Annotated in this window: 15 protein-coding genes; 5 read left to right on the forward strand and 10 right to left on the reverse strand. The window is 51.1% G+C overall.

Features of this window, described 5'->3' with window-relative positions:
- Positions 1 to 3: 3 nt before the first annotated feature.
- From ACFWUL_RS10605 to ACFWUL_RS10645, 9 genes are all read right to left on the reverse strand, one after another.
- On the reverse strand, positions 4 to 1,401 hold the full coding sequence (locus tag ACFWUL_RS10605) for an NAD(P)/FAD-dependent oxidoreductase (protein WP_416177264.1): 1,398 nt from the start codon (positions 1,399 to 1,401) through the stop codon (positions 4 to 6).
- 552 nt (positions 1,402 to 1,953) lie between these two features.
- Entirely contained in the window at positions 1,954 to 2,436 is a 483-nt protein-coding gene (locus tag ACFWUL_RS10610) for a peptide-methionine (S)-S-oxide reductase (RefSeq protein ID WP_416177265.1), read from the reverse strand.
- Positions 2,437 to 2,775: 339 nt separating this feature from the next.
- Positions 2,776 to 3,075, reverse strand: a complete 300-nt coding sequence (locus ACFWUL_RS10615; protein ID WP_416177266.1) for a hypothetical protein — start codon at positions 3,073 to 3,075, stop codon at positions 2,776 to 2,778.
- A gap of 123 nt (positions 3,076 to 3,198) precedes the next feature.
- A complete protein-coding gene (locus tag ACFWUL_RS10620; RefSeq protein ID WP_416177267.1) occupies positions 3,199 to 4,323 on the reverse strand; it encodes a 5-methyltetrahydropteroyltriglutamate--homocysteine S-methyltransferase in 1,125 nt (374 codons plus the stop codon).
- Between the two features lie 354 nt (positions 4,324 to 4,677).
- The gene (locus ACFWUL_RS10625) at positions 4,678 to 5,613 is read right to left on the reverse strand and encodes a LysR family transcriptional regulator (protein WP_416177268.1); all 936 of its coding nucleotides are present in this window, start codon (positions 5,611 to 5,613) and stop codon (positions 4,678 to 4,680) included.
- Between the two features lie 232 nt (positions 5,614 to 5,845).
- On the reverse strand, positions 5,846 to 6,496 hold the full coding sequence (locus ACFWUL_RS10630; protein WP_416177269.1) for a metal-dependent transcriptional regulator: 651 nt from the start codon (positions 6,494 to 6,496) through the stop codon (positions 5,846 to 5,848).
- A gap of 287 nt (positions 6,497 to 6,783) precedes the next feature.
- Positions 6,784 to 7,563, reverse strand: a complete 780-nt coding sequence (locus ACFWUL_RS10635) for a ribonuclease H family protein (RefSeq protein WP_416177270.1) — start codon at positions 7,561 to 7,563, stop codon at positions 6,784 to 6,786.
- A gap of 617 nt (positions 7,564 to 8,180) precedes the next feature.
- On the reverse strand, positions 8,181 to 8,726 hold the full coding sequence (locus ACFWUL_RS10640; RefSeq protein ID WP_416177271.1) for an exonuclease domain-containing protein: 546 nt from the start codon (positions 8,724 to 8,726) through the stop codon (positions 8,181 to 8,183).
- A 288-nt stretch (positions 8,727 to 9,014) separates the two neighbouring features.
- Positions 9,015 to 9,260, reverse strand: a complete 246-nt coding sequence (locus tag ACFWUL_RS10645) for a hypothetical protein (protein ID WP_416177272.1) — start codon at positions 9,258 to 9,260, stop codon at positions 9,015 to 9,017.
- Positions 9,261 to 9,724: 464 nt separating this feature from the next.
- Between ACFWUL_RS10645 and dnaA the strand changes: the two genes are divergently transcribed.
- The 4 genes from dnaA to recF all read left to right on the forward strand — a co-directional run bounded on the left by dnaA (position 9,725) and on the right by recF (position 13,979).
- A complete protein-coding gene (gene dnaA / locus ACFWUL_RS10650) occupies positions 9,725 to 11,311 on the forward strand; it encodes a chromosomal replication initiator protein DnaA (protein WP_297023380.1) in 1,587 nt (528 codons plus the stop codon).
- Between the two features lie 247 nt (positions 11,312 to 11,558).
- Positions 11,559 to 12,674 carry a DNA polymerase III subunit beta gene (dnaN, locus tag ACFWUL_RS10655; RefSeq protein WP_416177273.1) on the forward strand — a complete coding sequence of 372 codons (1,116 nt, stop codon included), beginning with the start codon at positions 11,559 to 11,561 and terminating at the stop codon, positions 12,672 to 12,674.
- Positions 12,674 to 12,886, forward strand: coding sequence for an RNA-binding S4 domain-containing protein (locus ACFWUL_RS10660; protein ID WP_416177274.1), 213 nt, complete (start codon positions 12,674 to 12,676; stop codon positions 12,884 to 12,886). The genes dnaN and ACFWUL_RS10660 overlap by 1 nt, the downstream gene beginning before the upstream one ends.
- Position 12,887: 1 nt before the next feature.
- Positions 12,888 to 13,979, forward strand: coding sequence for a DNA replication/repair protein RecF (recF, locus tag ACFWUL_RS10665; RefSeq protein WP_416177275.1), 1,092 nt, complete (start codon positions 12,888 to 12,890; stop codon positions 13,977 to 13,979).
- Positions 13,980 to 14,820: 841 nt separating this feature from the next.
- Here the strand turns inward: recF and ACFWUL_RS10670 are convergent.
- Entirely contained in the window at positions 14,821 to 15,723 is a 903-nt protein-coding gene (locus ACFWUL_RS10670; protein ID WP_297023369.1) for a DciA family protein, read from the reverse strand.
- Positions 15,724 to 16,000: 277 nt separating this feature from the next.
- Here ACFWUL_RS10670 and ACFWUL_RS10675 point away from each other — a divergent pair, with 277 nt between their 5' ends.
- Complete coding sequence (locus tag ACFWUL_RS10675) at positions 16,001 to 17,494, forward strand: ISLre2 family transposase (RefSeq protein WP_416177276.1); 1,494 nt, start codon at positions 16,001 to 16,003, stop codon at positions 17,492 to 17,494.
- Positions 17,495 to 17,615 lie beyond the last annotated feature (121 nt).

Here is a 17,615-nt window from a genome sequence, read left to right on the forward strand (position 1 = left end):
TTGTCAGATTTCTCCCTTCGGTTTCCCTATGCGGGCGCAGATTTCCCGGCCCACAACAACACCGGCGGCGGAGGCCTGTGCCAGGCCCCTGGTGATGCCGGCTCCATCACCAATAGCGAAGAAGTTTGGAATCTTCGTTTCCAGCTGGTTCGAAAGTTCGATGCGGGAAGAATAGAACTTCACTTCCACCCCGTAGAGCAGGGTGTGGCGGGAGTTCGCTCCCGGAGCGACCTTATCCAGCGCTTCGAACATCTCCATAATATCCTTTAAGAAGCGATATGGCAAGACCAAAGATAAATCTCCGGGGGTGGCAGAGGGCATGGTGGGCTGCACCAGGCCCCGGCGGATCCGTTCTGCCGTGGACCGGCGGCCGTCCCGGAGGTCGCCGAGCCGCTGCACGATGGGGCCGCCGCCCAGCATGTTGGCCAGGGAAGCGATGTACTTACCGTATTCAATGGGTTCATGGAAGGGCTGGGTGAACTGCTTGGACACGAGAATGGCGAAATTCGTATTTCCGCTTCTCTTGTGGGCGTAAGAATGGCCATTCACCGTCATGAGGCCATTGTTGTTTTCGGTCACCACGAAGCCGTAGGGGTTCATGCAGAACGTGCGCACCCGGTCATCGAAGGACTTGGAGAAATAAACCAGCTTCGACTCGTAGCAGATGTTGGTGATGGGTTCATAGATTTCTGCCGGTGATTCCACCCGGACCCCGATATCCACGGCGTTGGAAGCCGTATGGAGGCCCAGCTTCTGTGCTTCCTTCGTGAACCATTCAGCCCCGTCCCGTCCCGGTGCGGCTACGAGGTACTTGCAGTGGTAGGTCTCGCCGCCGGCGATGACTCCTTCCACTTCACCATCCTTCACGAGGATGGTGTCCACCGGGCATTCCGCCTTCACCGTAACGTTGGATGGGAAACTGTCCCGCATGTGGGTGAGGATTTCCCCGTTCACATCGGTGCCCAGATGGCGGATGCGGGCAGGAATGAAAGCCAGGTCCGCCGCTGCGGCCCGGCGTTTCAGTTCATGGAGCTCTTCCTTGTGCTCCTCGCCATATACGGCCCGGCCGGCACCGCCAAATTTACAGTACACCGAGTCCACGTATTCGATAAGCCTTGCCAGCTCGCCCTTATTCATGTAATCGTCCAGGTTGCCACCGTACTCGGTGGTAAGGGTCAGCTTGCCATCGGAAAAGGCACCGGCCCCGCCCCAGCCGGACACAATATTTGCCCGCCGGCTGGCAGGGGGAGCAGTCCGGTTTTTATTCAGGGCAATCCGTTCCCGGATATCCAGGCCTTTCTCCAGAATCAGGATGGACAGCCCTGTATCCGCCAGTTCCAGCGCCGTGAAAATCCCCGCAGGACCGGCACCGATAATTACTACATCATAGGATTTAGCCATAAAAACACCCCATTTGAAAGAATTACGATGATAAAGAAGAAATCAATCGGATGAAACAGTGACGGTAAGATCGAGATAGAGATGGAGACCGAGTACCAGCCTGCGGCGCTTCCTGCAGCACCATGTGGCCCGGTTCCATCCATTGGCGGCACCGCCGCCATAGCCTTCAATCTTGACCTCCGTCTCGATCCCACCTCTGTCACATTTCCACAGAAATGAGCAGATCCTGATTTCTCCACATTGTTTTGGGCAACAAAAAAGCCCCAGTCGGGGCCGGATAACCTGAAAAGATTATCCCTTTTTTGATTTTACAGAAAATGGAAAGGAAAAGCAAGAGGGAAACAAGTGAGGAGTGAGAAATGAGAAGTGAGGAGTGGAGGTGCGGCGCACATAATTTTGAAGCGCCGCGGATTATATATTTTCTTCCCTGCGCCCAGGCGGCAGCCTTTGTCCTGGCCGTCAGGCCGCATCCTTGTCCGCAGGGCAGAGCCCTGACGCAGTCATAGCCCGGGCAAAGTCTATTTTATCCCAATTGAGCTGTAAGGTCACAGCCTACTCCTTCTTATACTTCTTTAAAAGACTCCAGGGAATGCTGCAGAGGTAGTGGTCTTCCGGATGCTTTTCCAGATGGTCCTGGTGCTCCGGGGCACTGGGAATATAGCTGGTCAGGGGAAGGACTTCTACTTTGATCCGGTCTGCATCCGGCCTTGCTGCAATAAACCGGCGGGCCTCTTCCAAGGGCTCTTTTTCCTCGCTGTACACGCCGGTGCGGTACTTTTTCCCGTAGTCCATGCCCTGGTGGTCTACGCTGTGGGGATCGATGATTTCAAAAAGGTAACCCATCAGGTCCGGCACCGACAGTTTTGTTTCATCGTAGGTCACCTTCACACACTCTGCATAACCATTGTAGGGTCCATCCAGGGTATCCGTGCTCCCGTTGGCCCTGCCTGCTTCTGTTTTTATGACACCGGGAATGGTATTCATGAAGTACTGTACACTCCAGAGGCATCCGCCGGCCAGGTAAATTGTTTTCATAGATCCTCCCTGGGAAAGAATTGAGATTTGAGGTAAGTGAATTGAGGTCCAGGGCCTGAGGCCCTAAGGATCTAGGTCCAGGTCTTTAGCGGCTTTGCCGCAAAGGAGACATCAGACAACAGACTTCAGACAAGATCAGCAGCTTTTCCACATCCATCCTCCGCCTTTGGCGCGCCCCTTCTCTAAGGGGCTGCATGTTCATGGTCATCCGGTAATGGGGCTTTTTACTGTAGTAAAGCGGCCCGCTCACCGGTGCCCCCTTAGAGAAGGGGGCAGCCCGAAGGGCAGGGGATGGATCCGCCTCGCAGAGGCGGGATCTGCACAGCAGAGCAATACCCGTCAATCCATCCTGCGGCTTTGCCGCGCCCCTTCTCTAAGGGGCTGCATGCCGGGGATTACTCTCACTTCGGAGCCTTTTACAAAGAATTGGACTTCAGCAGCATCCGCCGGAGAAAGGCAGAATTGAGATTTGAGGTATGAGGTATGAGAATTGAGGCCCTTCGGCTTCGCCGCCATTCCAGTTCCCTTCTCTTTTCTCCATTTTACCTTTTCCCATCCAAAAATCCCAGTTACCGCTACAGAATATGAAAGGTCTGCAACATATGCAGCGGTAACTGGGATATAAACGGCGTCTTCCATGACTGCCGTACTTTTGTTTATGATCAGGGCCGTTGATTCTCAGCAGGCGATAAGCTGACAGCTATGAGCCATTGTTGCTCATTGCGTCAAAGACGCTGGAACTCAAATCTCAACTCTCAAATCTTATTCTCCCCACACTTCGTCGGCCACTTTGCGGATGAGGCGGATTTTCGCCCACTGTTCCTCTTCGGTAAGGAGATTTCCTTCCTCCGTAGAAGCGAAGCCACACTGGGGAGAGAGGCAGAGCCGGTCCAGGGGTACGTACTTCGATGCTTCTTTGATGCGCTGTTTCAGGTCTTCCTCCTTTTCCAGCTGCGGGGTCTTGGAGGTCACCAGGCCCAGCACCACCTTCTGGCCTTTAATAAACCGGAGGGGCTCAAAACCGCCGGCCCGGTCACTGTCGTATTCCAGGAAGAATCCATCCACATGGCAGTTTCCGAAGAGCACTTCCGCCACCGGTTCATAGCCGCCGGAGGAGAACCAGGTGGACCGGAAATTGCCCCGGCAGATATGCATGGTTATGGTCATATCTTCCGGTTTCTCGGCCAGAATGGCGTTCAGCACGTCCACATATTTCCTTTTGATGTGCTCCAGGTCCACGCCCCGTGCCCGGTAGGCATCGGTCTTTTCCTTCGAGCAGAATTCGCCCCAGGACGTATCGTCGAACTGCAGGTACCGGCAGCCTTCGTCATAAAAAGCCTTGACCGCTTTCCGGTAGGTCCGGACGATGTCATCAAAGAGGGCGTCTTCATGGCCTTCATAGATATCCGGGAGCACCGGATGCTCTTCCCGGACGCAGGTCATGAGGTGCAGCATGGAAGGGGAGGGGATGGTCATCTTGGCTATATGGTCCCTATCTTCCAACTGTTTCAGGAACCGGAAATGGGAAAGGAAAGGATGGTCCTTTGGGAAATCCAGCTTTCCTACGATGCGGAATGTGGTGGCCTTCGGCTGCTTTCCTTCGAAATGGACAGACCAGGCTTTGGCGGAAACCTGCCGGCATCCCGTAAGGGCTGCCAGGAAATCCAGGTGCCAGAAGGCCCGCCGGAATTCACCGTCCGTAAAGTCATGGAGCCCGTTTTTCTTTTCCTTTTCCACCAGGTCCACAATGGCCTCATCTTCCAGAAATTTCAGTCCCTCCGCTGAAAGCTGTCCCTCTTCAAAGGCCTGTCTTCCTTCTTTCAGTGCTTTCGGCCGAAGAAAGCTGCCCACAATATCGTTTCTGAATGGTATATGTGTATTGCTCATAGTGATTCCTCCTGTGCTTGCGATGTGATGTTTGTATCCTATCACAGGAGAAGAGTTATGCGTTAATACAGATAAAATATGCGTAGGTATAGATTTAAGGTATATCTACAATTAGATGAATGGAGTTAAGGCACTGGGAACGGGCAGTGGCCTTCGGCCAGGGCTCTGTCCTGCGGACACGGCTATGCGCATCAGGGCAAAGGCTTTCGCCTGGGCTCAGGGAAGAAAATATATAAATTCGCGGCGCTTCTATTTTCTTGCGCCGCCACATCCACTCCTCACTCCTCATTCCTAACCCCTAACTAACAGCCATAGACTTGTACGTGAGAATGTGCACGAAAGTCATTCACCTGTTCATTCCTCCGGAAACAGCACTTCCACCCCTTCCAGATGGGAGATATAGGACTTCAGGTGGTCCATGTACCGCTTCGTCATGCCCAGGAGAGGCTGGCCCTTGGGGAATACGGCGCCCAGGGTCATTTCCTCATCACTTTCCAGGGGACGGGAAATAATCTCGCTGCCATTCAGGTCCCGGGACAGGATGCCGGAGCAGATGGTATAGCCATTGAGTCCGATGACCAGGTTAAACAGGGTAGCCCGGTCGGTGACCACAATATTCTTGGGACTGTACTCGCTGATCAAAGGTTCCTCGGAAAAATAGAGGGAATTATGGGTGCCCTGTTCATAGGTGAGCCGGGGATAGGGAAGGAGATCTTCCAGGGTTACCCTTTCTTTATCCGCCAAGGGATGGCGGCGGCTGATGAATACATGTACCGGCGCCTTGAAGAGGGGATAAAATTCCATGTTTTCCTCCCGAAGAATGTGGGTAAGCACATCCTTTCGGAAATGGTCCATGAAAAGGACCCCCAGTTCACTCCGGCCCAGCCGCAGGTCTTCAATGATATCCCAGGTTCTGGATTCCCGGAGAGTGAATTCATACTTTTCCTTTCCGTACTCCTTCACCAGGGCCACAAAGGCATTCACCACGAAGGCATAGTGCTGGGAAGAAACCGCAAAGACCCGCTTCACCGGTTCCCCGGTCTTATACCGATGCTCCAGGAGATCCGCCTGTTCCACCACCTGCCGGGCGTAGGACAGAAAGCGGGTGCCCTCTTCCGTCAGTACCGCTCCCCGGCTGGTCCTGGAAAAGAGGGTAATCCCCATTTCCTTTTCCAGTTCATTCATGGACTTGGAAAGGGATGGCTGGGAAATGAAAAGCTTCTGGGCTGCCATATTGAAAGATCCCCAGCGAACGATGGCAATCATATATCGAAGCTGCTGCAGTGTCATATGGTCTCCTTATATCCGGAAATGAAAATGGGGTGTAAAAAACATAATACCAATGAATTTGTATGGACGGTTTCGGTTTTTATGGGCAGAGTCAATGGCCTGGGACCGCCAGCTGTCAGCCCCGTGCAGATAAGTCTATCCATCAGCATACCAACTGCCCTATCAGCAAGGGGACTGTGATCATGGATACCACGATCACAGTCCCCTTGATCATACCGGATGCAGGGATCCCTTATTTATTTTCGTCCACATAAATCTGCTGGGCTGCCTTGTAGCTCAGGGAAATATCTCCCTTCTCCGTTTCGAGAAGAATGGGGCCCTCATAGGGTTCCTTATTCTTCACTGTCACTGCCATGTCGATGGAAATGTTCTTGCTCTGCAGGTAATCCATGAGGCTGTAATCTTCCACGATCCGACGGATATGGGTACTGTCTCCCACTTCAAGGTCCGCCAGGGTTTCATTCGTAATACCTACGCGGACGCCATCTTTTCTCGGAATCGGATCTCCATGGGGGCAGTGGTCCGGATGGCCCAGAAAATCATCGAGCCGTTCTGAAAGGACGTCGTTCGTCTGGTGCTCCAGACCTTCCGCAATTTCGTGGGCTTCACTCCAGGAGAAGTGGAGATCATTGACAAGGAATACTTCCCACAGTGCATGGTACCGGAGAAGCTTTCCCGCTTCCCTACGGCCCTTCCGGGTCATCTTGCTGCCCTTGTAGGCAGTATAGTCTACGTATCCCTGCTTCTGGAGTTTTGTAATCATCTCACTGACAGAAGGAGGTGAAACGTGAAGCATTTCAGAAAGCTCCTTATTCGTAACCACATCGTGGTTCTCACTGATGAGATAAATCGCTTTTAAATAGTCTTCCTTGCCAGATGTCATGATGATGCCCTCTTTCCTTTGGAAAATAAGAAATAAAGTTTTAAAAAAATTATTTCTCCTTTTGATTCAATTTTATTATAGGCTTAAATGACATCAAGTACAAGTATAAAATAAAGAAAATTGTAAAAAACAAAAAATCACTATTATTAATTAAAACACTCAAGGCTATAAGAATATACGGAAGTACCGATTAATTTGTAAATTATAACCATATAAAAATCTCTCCCATCCCGTTAAAGACAGGGATGGAAGAGACAGGACCTGAGCGTAAGAGAAGCACTTGCCTTTTATTTGTAGTTCATGGCCTCCTTCTTTGCCAGGCGGTCACACATTTCATTGTACTTTGTGCCCACATGGCCCTTGACCCACTGGAAATGGATCCGGTGCATGGTCATGAGGCTGTCAAGGGCCGTCCAGAGATCCCGGTTCAGCACGTCCGTCCCCTGTACCGTTTTCCAGCCATTTTTCTTCCATTTGGCCACCCAGCCTTTCGTAAAGGCCTGCTGCAGGTACCTGCTGTCGGTGCAGAAAGAAATGGTATGCACCGTACCGTCGCTTACGGTCTTCAGGGCTTCGTAGGCTGCCCGAAGCTCCATGCGGTTATTCGTAGACCGCGGTTCCCCGCCGGTGACAGAAAGGAGCTCCCGTCCATCTTCCGTAAGGAATACCGCCGCAAACCCGCCGGGGCCATCGGGATTCACAAGGCAGGAGCCATCGGTATAGATGGTCAGTGTTTCCGGAAGGGAAAGGGTCATATGGATGCCATCGCTGGAAAGGATGCTGTCATCCATGGGATGCTGATGGGGCGGGTAGAGGGCCTCCAGCTTATGGATATCCGGTTTTTCCAGGGGCTTTGTCGAAACCTTTGCAGGAGAAGCTGCCGGTGCCTCACCGATGGGCTTCCCGTACCAGGCCTCCGCTTCCTTTCTGGACACGAATCCCTTGAACACCGCATGGGGAAATCCCTGCACCTGCTTCTGGCAGTCCGGCCAGTTATAATACACCCCGGGCTTCTTGCCTTTCTTTACCACATAATATTTTTTCTTTGCTTTGGAAGTGTAATTCATAAGTAAATTCCTTTACTGTTAAGAGTCTTGATAAGCACACAGGTCTTAGTGAGGAGTGAGAAGTGAGGAGTGAGGAGTGAGGAGTGGTGGTGCGGCGCACAAGTTATATAGCGCCGCCTTATGAAACCTGACTGTGGCTCTGCCGCCAGGTCTCAACTCTCAATGTTACTCTATCCCTCTGTATCCAGCCCCTTGGAGAAGGGGCGCGCCAGAGGCGCAGGATGGATGGGCGAGTATTGGGAAGATCCCTGCTTCGCAGGTCTCGCCTCTGCGAGGCGGATCCATCCCCCGGCCTTTGGCCGTCCGCCGTTTGGCCTAAAAGGAAGGCGCTTTGATGGGCAGGCTAAGCGCCTTATTTATGCCAAACTTGAATGTCCTATACAGGACATTCATCTCTAAGGGGGAACTTGCTTACCAATATTCTCAATATACGAGATCATCGATAGCATGCAGGCCCCTGGAGATGGAAACCCTGCATAGGTTTTCCAAGTTTGGCCTGAATACAAACTCTGCGCCGCTCAATAATTCTGATGCGGCGCACATCCACTCCTAACTCCTAACTCCTAACTTCTCACTCCTGCAGGCCTGTTCAAAAACCGTCAGCCACTAATAAATTTCTATATCTTCACAGTCCCGTCTTCTACCATTTTCCAGAAACAGAAGAGAGTGGCCTTTGTGTCCGCCAGGCTGTCGTGCCAGCCGCCGCCGTCGTAACCGTAGTAGGCGGCACAGGTGATGAGTTTCTGGTATTTGTAGTGCCCATATTTATTGAGGGGAAGATCCTTTTCTTCTCCATATTTATCCGAAAAAGGCCCCATAATATCTATGGCACGGAGGTGGCTGCGGCCGGGGACGAATATCCCGTTCTGTCGAAGCATTTTCAGGTCAAAGAAAATATTATATCCCACCACTGCCTCCGCATGCCGGAGAAGATGGGAAATTTCTTCCTTCCTTTCGCCAATGGACGGCTTATCGGCCACCATGGCCAGAGTAATGTGGTTCACCGCCATGGCACCGGGCCAGGCGGAGGTGTGGTCAGGCCGGAAGTATTCATTCATCCGCACCGTTCCGTTTCCATCGAGAATGGAAACCTGGAGCACCTCCGCATCCGGAAGGAATCCGGTGGTTTCCGTATCGAGCACGAGTATTTTATCTTTTTCCATTTGTCTGTTCCTCTGTATAAAACCGGTGGTCTGCATGCTGGCGGATAAAATCATCAGGGCAGGGCTTACAGCTGCTGGCTTTTAGCTTTTAGCTTTTAGGAAAGCTGATTCGCCTACGGCGCTTCCCATTCGATGTTTCCGACAGTTATTCATGCCGTAGGCCGGCCAGTTTTCCTGGCAGCTGGAAGCCAGGAGCTCCACACTGATGACTCCAACCGCCAGCATGCAAAACCGTAAATCTCAAATTTTCTATAAAAAATGCGGCCCCATCCCGGGCCGCCTCATATACTATTTTTCTTCCCAGGAAGTTTCCCTGCGGTAAGCCGCTCCATCGGGAAGGTCTTTATTCTTCATGGAATGGCGGAGCTTCCGGTTCAGGACCGTCCGGATTTTCTTCTTTGTTCCCTTCCTGCTGGGCGCAATACGTTCCATGTCCTCATCTTCCATGATTTTTTCCATCTTCTCTTTACCATACATTTTCCGGGCATACTGATTCGGCCTGGTTTCCCGTGTCACTTTCTGCGGTCTTTTCATGGCGTGATTCCTTTCCTGCAATAGTCTATTTTATTGTATCACAATTGGGAAAGTGAGAAAAGTGAAACAGAGGAAAGTGGGACAGTGGGTTAGTGGGTTAGTGGGCTAGTGAGTTAGTAGGTGAGGAATAGTGATGGGACGCATCTATGTCTAATAGCGGCGCCATATAATTTGTGCGCCGCACCACCATTCCTGACTCCTCACTCCTAACTTCTAACTTACTTGTGAATTTCTTCATCTACTACCTATAGTAGTCCATGAAAGAACTGCACCATACATCTTGTGAATATACAGGAAGCTTCGAAGATGGTAAAATATAGTTATTCACAAGATTCTTCACTTATGAACAGACTTATTCAATTGGCGGGAAATCCCTTACTATCGGATTTCCCGTAAATTATCCCCTCTGTCCTATTCACAATTATTCACAGAAATTCACAGGTTATTCAATCGAAGGAGTCATTATGGATTTCTTTTTACTATGGGACAGGATACTGGAATATATCGACAAGAACGACCATCAGTATTACAAGATGTTTTCTTACGATGTATTTCCCATTTCCCTGTCAGACAGCACACTGGTCATCTCTCCCTCCCGGCCTTACCTGGTGCGGTGGATTGACAATGTGTACAAAAGCAAACTGGAACAGATCATCAGGACACTCACGGGAAAGGATATCCGTGTAGAAATCCGGCCGCCGGAGAGCGAGGGATCTTCCCCGGCCATGCCGGAACCATCAGCCCCCGCAAAACAGGCACCGACGCAGGCTGCCCCTTTCCCGGATACTCCCCATGTTTCTCCGGAAACCCCGGAACCGGCACCGCTTCCGGAAAATGAACCGGCGGAGGATCCATTTCCCCAGGAAGTGGCGCCTCCTGATTTTTCCAACCTGAAGCCAAAGACAGCAGACGAGGTAGTCCTTCCGGATATCCGGAACTACGAGGAGCTTCACGAACCATCGCTCTTCGATAGTGCGCCGAAGGGCGAGACGAAGAAAACATTCCAGCCGAATCCGGTGAATGAGGAATATACCTTCGAGACCTTCGTCCACGGCAACTGCAACGAAATCGCCTACCAGGCCGCCTACGCCGTAGCCCAGACCGCCACCCATCCGGACCAGGCGGACCAGAAGATGAATCCTCTCTTTATTTATGGACCCTCCGGATTGGGCAAGACCCATCTTCTTCATGCCATCTGCAATTATATACATAAATATAAGCCCAGCCTTTCGGTGCTTTTCGTATCCAGTGAGACATTCACCAACGAACTCATCGATGCCATCCAGAACCACACCATGCCGAAGTTCCGGGCCAAGTACAGGAACCTGGATTTCCTTCTCATCGATGATGTGCAGTTCTTCGGGTCCAGGGATTCCACGAAGATGGAAATCTTCAATACCTTCAATGAACTCTTCGACAAGAAGAAATACATCATCATGACCAGTGATCGCACGCCATCGGATATCGACAAACTGGAAGACCGTCTGCAGAGCCGTTTTTCCAGCGGCCTGGTGGCCCCCATTTCACCGCCGGACTATGAAATCTGCTGCATTATCCTGCAGAAGCGGGCAGAAAAAATGGGCATCACCCTGCCGAAGGACGTGGTGGACTACATTGCCAGCCACATCAATACCAATGTCCGTGAACTGGAAGGGGCTTTCAACAAACTGGTCACCTTCTCCCATATCAAGAAGGAGCCCATTACCCTTCCCTTTGCCAGGGAAGCGCTGAAGGACCAGATTCCCATTGACAGCGGGCAGGAACTGACGGTGGATTTCATCATCGACACGGTCTGCAAATACTATGGGGTAAAAAAAGAAAAGCTTCTCGGTAATGGACGGCCCAAGAAAATCGTCATCCCCCGGCAGATTGCCATGTACCTCTGCCGGAATGAGCTGCACGAATCCTATCCCACCCTTCGGGACTGCTTCAAGCGGAAGGATCACTCCACTGTCCTTTATGCCTGCGAACGGGTAGAAAACGACATAGAAAACGATCCCCAGACCAAGGCATCCATTGAAGCCATCAAAAAGATGCTCCATTCCCGGTAAAGGGTAAAACCCATGTGAATAAGAAAGGCTTTCCCTGTCCGATATCCTGTTTCCATCCTGTGAACAACAGGGGACCTGGGAAAAACTGTGAAATCTGTGAATAGAAAAAAAAGATATTCACCCCTTTCTGACAAATCACAGGATTCGAGAAAATCGAGCTTTTCACAAAGTTATTCACTTTTTCACAGTGTACTACTGCGACTACTACTATATTTTATTAATCATCGTCATTTTTAAAGGAGCTGCCATGAAAGTCATTTTCGAAAAATCCGAGCTCTGTGATGCACTGGACCGCGTACAGCGGGCAGCACAGGCAAAAGTTACATCCAACACCAATAATGGTTTCTTCATCTCCGCAGTGCAGGGGAAAATTCTCATCCAGGCCAATGACTACAGCATCGGTATCAAAACATCCTGTGCTGCAGACATAGAAGAAGACGGCATTGCTGTGATTGCAGCACCCCAGCTGCAGGGTACCATTCGTATGATGCCTGCAGGCCCCATTACCATGGAAAAAGGGGAACATGAAAATGTAGTCACCTTTACCGCAGGATCCTATATTTCCAAATTCCCCACAAGGGACCAGGTGGAATTTCCGGATGTCCAGGAAATGGACCATAAGAACCACTGCATCATCCGGTGCAGGGATTTCGTGGAAACCACAAACCTTGTCACCTTTGCCGCTGCTACAGATAAACAGAAGCCCCTTTTCTCCGGTATCCTTTTTGAAATTAAAGATTCCGTTTTCACCATGGCTGCCACCAATACCCACCGCCTGGCCTGCCGGGATATGACCCTGGCAGAACCTGCCACAGAAGCAGGACGGTTTATCGTTCCCTCCGGCATCCTGTCTGATGTGACAAGACTCCTGCCCCAGGACAAGGAAGAAGATACGGTAGAGATTTCCTGGTCCAACAACCATGTAGCCTTCACTTTTGGGGAAACCTACTTCATTGCCAGCCTCATCAATGGGCAGTACCCCGATTTCCATCGCATCATCCCAAATCGCTTCGATGCTACCGCCGTGGTGAACCGCAGTGATTTCGAAGAAGCGGTCCGGTTTGTCAGCCCCATTTCCAGGGACATGAGCTACCAGACCATCAATTTCCATTTCACAGAAGACACCCTGGAAATCTATGAAGAAGATCCGGATATCGGCCGTTCCGATACGTCTATCCCGGTGAAACTGGAAGGAAGCCCGGTGCGCCTCACATTCAACTGCAACTACATCGAAGATATCCTGAAGCATTCCAAAGGGGAGACCGTGATCCTGCACCTGCAGAAGGCAGGCCCCATGCTGGTGGAACAGGAAGAAGACAAGAGCTACCGCTACATTATGACACCTATGAGAGGAAGAGACTGATGAAGGAAATCGTAATTTACGGAGACTATATCCAGCTGGACCAGTTCCTGAAAAAACTGGACTATATTTCATCCGGCGGCGAAACAGGGGCCTTCCTTGCTTCCCACACCATCCTGCTGAACGGGACGAAGGTCCATGAAAAGCGGAAGAAAATCAGGAAAGGGGATACCCTCTCCATCGATGGCACCGAATTCCGCATGACCGGAGAATAGCATGAAATGCCTTTCTTTCCGTCTCATACAGATACGGAATTTTAAAGACTACACCGTGGAACCGTCACAGGCGCTCACCTTTTTCACCGGACCCAATGGCTCGGGAAAGACAAACCTCCTGGAAGCCCTGTATTACAGTTCTGTGGGGAAGTCCTTCCGCACGTCCAATGATGGGGAACTCATCAAGGTGGGAAAGGATGAGGGCACGATCCTGGTGAATTTTTCCGTTCACCAGGTGGAGCAGGCCATCAAAATCAAACTGACCCGGGGACAGGGGAAAAAGATTTTCCTGAATGATACCCCTATCCGCAGGAAAGAACTGATGGGTCTCTTTCGGACGGTCCTCTTTACGCCGGACGAGCTGCAGCTCATCAAAGGGGCTCCCCAGCTCAGACGCCGTTTCCTTGACATGGAAATTTCCCAGGTATCGCCCCGGTACTATGAGGAATTTCTCCGATACAGCCGGGCGGTGCAGCAGAGAAATGGGGCCCTCAAAAATGCCCTGGCCACCGGGAAAAAGCCGGATCTCGATATATGGGATATGCAGATTGCCTCCGGCGCTGCCTACATGGTGAAGAAGCGGATGGAAACCATAGCCCGCATGAATGAGACTGTCATGGACATGGAGCAGGCCCTTACCAATTGCCGGGAAAAGCTGGAAATCCGGTATAAACAGCAGGGCAGCGATACGCCCCGGTGGGATATGGAATGGTACATGGAAGAACTGTCGAAACGCCGGGAAGAGGATAGCCGGTTCTGCCACACATCCATCGGCCCCCACCGGGATGACCTCACCTTCCTTATGAATGGCATGGATATCTCCGCCTACGGGTCCCAGGGCCAGCAGCGGACGGCCATCCTTTCCATGAAGCTGTCTGAAATGGAATTCATCCGCCAGGAAACGGGGGAATACCCGGTACTGATCCTGGACGACATAGGCAGTGAACTGGACAGGGACCGCCGCAGGGCGCTGGTGACTTTCCTCATGGACAAGGAAATCCAGACCCTGGTCACCGGTACGGAAGTACCCTTTGATGTGGAAGGAAAAGTGGTGGACCTGGGGAAAGAGAAAGAATTGAGAGTTGAGAATTGAGGCCAAGCGGCTCTGCCGCAGAAATCCGTGCCTATGAGCATGGATGCGTTTGGGCCATAAGACATCAGACGGACAGACTGCAGAAGCCAGACAGAATCAGTGGCGGCGCACAAATCATATGGCGCCGCTTTTTTGATTTCCCAATTGCGTCATTTCGAACGATGGCGGCATGCAAGATGAATGTATAGATAAGAATCGCTAGAGCTTCGAGGAATGGAGAAATCTTTCTTGTATTCGGGAATGCAGAGCATCATAAAAGTGAAGAGAAAAGAGTGAAGAGAGGAATTGGCGGCGCAGCCGCTACGCCTCAATTCTCAAAACTCAATTCTCAATTCTGATTTTCCGGGACAATTTCCCTTTTTTCCGGACTATAGAGACAGAGGAACACAGCAGGGCCCGGAAAGATTTCCTGCTTCCCGCCAGCGCGCCAGGTCTTAAGGGGCGGGATACAGGAATATGCGATTTCCACTAGAGGCTGTGCTTCTCCGGTGCACCGAAATATCTACACAATAGAAACTCCCGCCAAAAACCGCCAGAAATCATGAGCGGCAGCCGTTCACCGGATTTCTACGGAGGCAGGAGACCCGCTCTGCGGCCATCTCCTGTTCTCCACGGAAAACGATGTCCCAAGTCCTACCATGCAGCGGCCGGGAAGCGGCGGGAATTTCTGCATGGAAAAAACGCAGGAAATGAATGATCATTTCCTGCGTTTTTTGTTTCACGTGAAACAACAGAGACATTTCCCTATAGAATGGGAACCTGCGATTGGCTGAACGCTTTTTACCTGCGGCGCAGCCGCTCCGCCTCAACTCTCAAATCTCAAATCTCAACTCTGCTTTTTTCAGTCCCATTTCTTCTGGGGCAGCTTTTTCAGCATTTCATTGGCCTCTTCCGTTGTGATGGAAGAGATGGGCCTGTGGAGCAGGAGGGCCAGCAGCTTCTTCTTTTCCTCATCGGCACTGTACTTATGGAAAATCTTTTCCTTTGCCCGATGGATGAGGGTGTCCCTGGCATCTTCATACATGCTGTAGTCGCAGGGGATAATGGACCGGACCTCCTGGTAGGTGTAGTGGGGATTTTCCTTCAGGATGAGGATGACCTTGTTTTTCCTTGCCTTTTCCAGCTTTCGCCGGCAGGCAGGGCAGATCCGGTTCTCCGGCGGGCAGAGGGCGCCGCAGATGGCACATTCATGGTAGCCTTCGGCCTTTTCTCCCTTTCGGATTTTCAGCACTTCCTCCATCATCTGGGTGAACTGGGGCCGGATTTTCTCACTTTCCACGTGGAGGGCCACCCAATTTTGGATCCACTGTTCCTCTTCCTGGGAAAGGGCCACAGAATACCGGTGGTGTTCTTTCTGTATGGTTTCATTGACCCGGTCCACCGTGGTAAAGGGATGGCTTTCTTTTCTGGGAGATCCCGCAAAGAAGCGGATGTCCGTGAAGTATTTCCCTATTTCATCTTTGGAGAGTTCCTTCAGGATGTCTGCCTTCATCATGTAGAGCTGCTGCAGGAAGGTGGAGTTCGTGACCTGCACATAGAGGACCGGTCCCTTGCATCCGGAAATATAGGATTCCCTGGCCATCAGGTCTCCTACCATGTTTTTCCACCGCTTCTGGAACAGGTAGAACTGGAAGCCCTTCTGTCCAAAAAGCTTCGTTTTGATATCGGAATGGGCAAATACGCCGGCAATGGAATCCATGGTGCGGTACCGTTTCCCCTGTGGCCTTTTGTCTTCTTCGTCCATGGTCACGCCTCCTTTCTTCGTTTACTTTCATTATACAATAACAGGGAATGGAATAGTTCCTATGTCAGGTATCATAGGGGGCAGATTCCGGAAATCAGATAGAACCAGCAGCATAGCCGCGGAGATTTCAACTTTTTCTTTTAACGCCTATAAAACTTAGTGTAAAATGTTTCTCGGTAGAGGATTTCTCCCCTGCTGGATAGAAAAGGGAAGAGTCCCCTTTGATGGAAATGTTATAATTTCCTTGCGACAAAATCAAAAGAAAGGACTCTTCCCAATGAGCATTTTATCAGAGAATATCGAACTTTTCAAACCTTTTATTCAGGAGGAAATTCTCAAGAGTATCAAGGATTCCAAGGATTCACTGGCCATGGAGCAGGTTCTCTGGCACCTCTTCACGGAACTCTTTGGCCTTCTTGTGGCGACGGCCTTCGAAATGATCGATGGCGAGCTGTACGATAGGGTCTACAAGCCTCAGGGGTGGCGGATTTCCCGGCGGGATTCCAGAACCATATACTGCCTGTTTGGTCCTGTCACCTACAAGCGGAGGCGGCTGGAGATGGCCGGAAAGCAGGGATTTTACCCGTTAGATAAGAAATTTGGATTTCTGCCTTCCCGTCACTATAGCATGGGAGTGATTCTGCGCATTGCGCAGGCTACCCAGGTTACCCAGTTCCGTAATGTGAGCCATATCGTGAAAATTCTGACCCAGACGGATATTTCACATCAGACAGTTTCAAATCTCAGCCGCGCTGCCGCCCAAATGGTCAGAAAATACGAAGCAGCAGATGCAGCTATGGAGCAGGCCGAGAAGAGAGTACCGGAGAACGGGCTGCTGGCTATTGAGGGCGATGGGATTGTAATGAAGCAGCAGGCGGACCCGGACACCGATACCAAAGGCGGCCAGAACATAGAACTTCACCGAATCCAGGTCTATGAGGGCGTCGAGAAGAATGGGAAACGTTCGAGACTGACAGGGTACCACTGCTTCTCTGGAACGGATAGGAAAAGGCTGGTTGAACTCGTCAAGGTGTGGGTGCATGGCCGGTACAATCTGAGCGAGATTACAGTACTTTCCAACGGGGATGGCGGAGCAGGATATAATTTCGGTGACTTCGACGATATAGTCGAGGGATGCAAGACACATTACCATTTCCGGGACAGATACCATGTGAATGAGAAAGTGCGGACCCGCCTCAGCTTCTGCCCACGTGGATTCATCGATAAATTCGTGCTTGAACTGAATAAGAGCAGAAATGTCATCACAGATATGAAGCCATATCTGGATACGGCTGCCAGCTACGCAGAAACAGAAGAACAGGCCGAGCAGGTACGGAGACTGGCAGACTATCTGAGTCGCAACGCCGACTATATCCCGGGCATCCGGGAGCGCGGAATCCGAACCGATATCCACCTGGGGGCAGCTGAAAGCAACCACCGACGCTATAGCTACCGTCTGAAAAAGCAGGGGCGCAGCTGGTGCAGGATAGGTATGGATTCAATAGGCACGCTGATTACTGCTACCCAGAATGACACTTTGGAAAAAGCCCTGATTTACTGTGCTGCAGGCAAAGCCTACAAGAAGATGGACCGGCAGATGCATAAGGCGGTCGTAGCAGCCGTAAAAACGAACCGCAAAGCCGCCAGGGACGCTAAATGGCACAGGAACGCACGGAATTACCGTCCCGGGTGCCTGGAAGGCCGTATAGGCGTATATGGAGCGACTTCAACTCCGATGGGCCAGCTTGCTAAAGCGATACAGATTTATTGAGAAAGCAGAGGCTGGGAAACCTGATAACGTCGACTGTCAAATAAAGTACCGAGAAAACCTTGACACATACCCTATAAAATTTCTTTGTCTTAACTTTATACAGCCTCTATTTTATAATAGA

It is taken from the genome of Dialister sp. (assembly GCF_047832375.1).
GTDB lineage: Bacteria > Bacillota > Negativicutes > Veillonellales > Dialisteraceae > Dialister.

Coding starts and splice junctions, on each gene's coding strand:
- ACFWUL_RS10605 (WP_416177264.1), bottom strand. CDS start 1,401: ATGGCTAAATCCTATGATGTAGTAATTATCGGTGCCGGTCCTGCGGGG.
- ACFWUL_RS10610 (WP_416177265.1), bottom strand. CDS start 2,436: ATGAAAACAATTTACCTGGCCGGCGGATGCCTCTGGAGTGTACAGTAC.
- ACFWUL_RS10615 (WP_416177266.1), bottom strand. CDS start 3,075: ATGGAAGACGCCGTTTATATCCCAGTTACCGCTGCATATGTTGCAGAC.
- ACFWUL_RS10620 (WP_416177267.1), bottom strand. CDS start 4,323: ATGAGCAATACACATATACCATTCAGAAACGATATTGTGGGCAGCTTT.
- ACFWUL_RS10625 (WP_416177268.1), bottom strand. CDS start 5,613: ATGACACTGCAGCAGCTTCGATATATGATTGCCATCGTTCGCTGGGGA.
- ACFWUL_RS10630 (WP_416177269.1), bottom strand. CDS start 6,496: ATGACATCTGGCAAGGAAGACTATTTAAAAGCGATTTATCTCATCAGT.
- ACFWUL_RS10635 (WP_416177270.1), bottom strand. CDS start 7,563: ATGAATTACACTTCCAAAGCAAAGAAAAAATATTATGTGGTAAAGAAA.
- ACFWUL_RS10640 (WP_416177271.1), bottom strand. CDS start 8,726: ATGGAAAAAGATAAAATACTCGTGCTCGATACGGAAACCACCGGATTC.
- ACFWUL_RS10645 (WP_416177272.1), bottom strand. CDS start 9,260: ATGAAAAGACCGCAGAAAGTGACACGGGAAACCAGGCCGAATCAGTAT.
- dnaA (WP_297023380.1), top strand. CDS start 9,725: ATGGATTTCTTTTTACTATGGGACAGGATACTGGAATATATCGACAAG.
- dnaN (WP_416177273.1), top strand. CDS start 11,559: ATGAAAGTCATTTTCGAAAAATCCGAGCTCTGTGATGCACTGGACCGC.
- ACFWUL_RS10660 (WP_416177274.1), top strand. CDS start 12,674: ATGAAGGAAATCGTAATTTACGGAGACTATATCCAGCTGGACCAGTTC.
- recF (WP_416177275.1), top strand. CDS start 12,888: ATGAAATGCCTTTCTTTCCGTCTCATACAGATACGGAATTTTAAAGAC.
- ACFWUL_RS10670 (WP_297023369.1), bottom strand. CDS start 15,723: ATGGACGAAGAAGACAAAAGGCCACAGGGGAAACGGTACCGCACCATG.
- ACFWUL_RS10675 (WP_416177276.1), top strand. CDS start 16,001: ATGAGCATTTTATCAGAGAATATCGAACTTTTCAAACCTTTTATTCAG.